Consider the following 2,018-nt stretch of genomic DNA (forward strand, 5'->3'; position numbering starts at 1 on the left):
TAATTCTTATTTTTATAGAATGCTTTGCTGTAGATAAAATTATGAATAAATAAAGTAAAAAACACATCCTGACTTATAATACAGTTCATTAGGGTGTGTTTTTGCTAAGCGTTTAATAAAAAATTAGGAGCCATTGATGAAAAAAACTATAATCTTTATATTACATATTCCATTTATACTTCTCCTCTGGCTCTGTATAACGTCTCCCTTTTTTATAAAAAATAGTCTGCTTAATTCATCCTTTGGTCACATTTTTAAAGGAGTAGAAAATATTTCTCATAGTGGACCTCTAGCAACAGTTTTGTTGTTATTCGTCATACCTTTACTTTCACTCATTTCATGCTTATACCTTGCTTTTAAGAAAAACCAGAGCGGAAGAAAATATGTGATTTATATTTTGATGTCGTTATTTTCTCTTGTTTGCCTCTCAGTTTTTTCTGTTATTATGATAATAGGTTTAGGAAACTATTTATGAAAAAAGCCTCTACAAGCTAAATGGCTTGTAGAAGCTTTTTTTGTTATAATAATGGAGTAGAGTTTATGAACGGTAGCTTTGATTGGAGGTGGTGCTTATGATTATTTCGTGGGCAAAACCTCACAAAACATGAAAGGCGAAAATTTTTTGACTGTATTTCAGGCATTGAGTCTCATGATTGCATTTGCAACTTTGATGATTCTTGTCATTAATACGATTAACAAAAAATGACCGTTCATCTTAGCGGATAAGGTCATTTAGATAGTATTTGCTACCGTTCTTAAAACGGCTACATTGGACTTGTTACTAGCAAGTCCTTTTTTCTTTATCTTTATTTTATCACAACTTCCATTTTTTGTCATCTCGTTTATTTAAGAAAGAAAAAACGCTCTGACGAATCGTGTGTGAAATCAGAATGCTTTTTGCTTTTGTTTAAGACTCTCTAAAAATAACATAATTTTTGAAGATAAACAAATCTTATTTTCTATAAAAATATACTAAGTATTTTGATTAAAAACACTCTCATTTTCTCATGAATTTGCCATATTCGGCGATTTTTAGCCCTTTTTTATCACTCATAATATGAGAATCGCTTAACCGTGTGTTTTACGGTCGTTATAAGTGTACGAAAAATCTTAATTTTTCTGAAAAAAGCATTTTGAAAGCTACTTCTCCTAAAAAATATTTGCTCATCTGCCCGAATGCTCGATAAATTTATCTTCCACTAAAAATCGATGGTTCTGATAATTTTTATTCTTTTTGACTTCACCAATATACAAAGCTTCATAATCCAACAATTCACCTACAATATATTTTTTTGGCGCTCGACCAATAAAACTTCTATAATTTATTGATGACTGTTCAATAATTTCTAACCAGTCATCATCAGGTATCTCTTTTATTATTTCTCGTAATTTCATTTTAAAATATTCTTTCTGTCTAACACTTCAATTTGGAAGAACAAAAGAATTAAAGCCCCTGGGAGAGCAAATAAAAACTTTGAGCTAAAAAGTCAATAAATTGTTTTTCTGTCATCATTATTATTTGTTGTCCCCTTTGTTCAGCTTGTTTAGCTTCCGATAGTTTTTGTGAAGGGCGATATCCTTTTATTAAGTCAATAGGAAAGTAACCTGTAACAAGTCGAGTCGTATTTTTAGTCACAGAATTCTGATTATGTCCTTTTAAACCTGTAATGATTGATTGTGCTTGTTTCCTTATCATAGTTGTAAGTGTGCTAGTAAATACAAAATACTCATTTTCTAACATTCAAAACACCTCTGCTGTTCTTCTGAATGCACTCAATGCTCAACTTTTTTGACCTTCTATGAATCCAATCATATCAGAAAACAAATATGAAATTTAGAAGTATACCCTGTTGGCCTTATATAATTCCAGATATAAAAAAAGTACCTGAGTAATGTAGTGACCCCCAAAATATAGACTTTTCAAATCTATATTTCGGAGGTCTTTTCTTATGGTCAAATATTCCATAGAATTAAAACAACGCGTTATTCAAGATTATTTATCGAGCAGAGTGACTTCA

At 30.5% G+C, this 2,018-nt stretch carries 3 protein-coding genes; 1 reads left to right on the plus strand and 2 read right to left on the minus strand.

What is annotated here, in order from left to right; all coding sequences use genetic code 11:
• The first annotated feature begins 604 nt into the window (after positions 1–604).
• Positions 605–706 (plus strand): putative holin-like toxin, encoded by a 102-nt coding sequence (locus LLA01S_RS13475; RefSeq protein WP_255209993.1) that lies wholly within the window; start codon positions 605–607, stop codon positions 704–706.
• 458 nt (positions 707–1,164) lie between these two features.
• On the opposite strand, the gene LLA01S_RS11940 is transcribed toward LLA01S_RS13475, so the two are convergent.
• Both LLA01S_RS11940 and LLA01S_RS11945 read right to left on the minus strand, forming a co-directional pair.
• A complete protein-coding gene (locus LLA01S_RS11940; protein ID WP_021164873.1) occupies positions 1,165–1,395 on the minus strand; it encodes a hypothetical protein in 231 nt (76 codons plus the stop codon).
• Between the two features lie 49 nt (positions 1,396–1,444).
• Positions 1,445–1,741, minus strand: coding sequence for a BRCT domain-containing protein (locus LLA01S_RS11945; protein ID WP_011669083.1), 297 nt, complete (start codon positions 1,739–1,741; stop codon positions 1,445–1,447).
• Between the last annotated feature and the right edge of the window lie 277 nt (positions 1,742–2,018).

It is taken from the genome of Lactococcus cremoris subsp. cremoris NBRC 100676 (assembly GCF_001591705.1).
GTDB classification, from domain to species: domain Bacteria; phylum Bacillota; class Bacilli; order Lactobacillales; family Streptococcaceae; genus Lactococcus; species Lactococcus cremoris.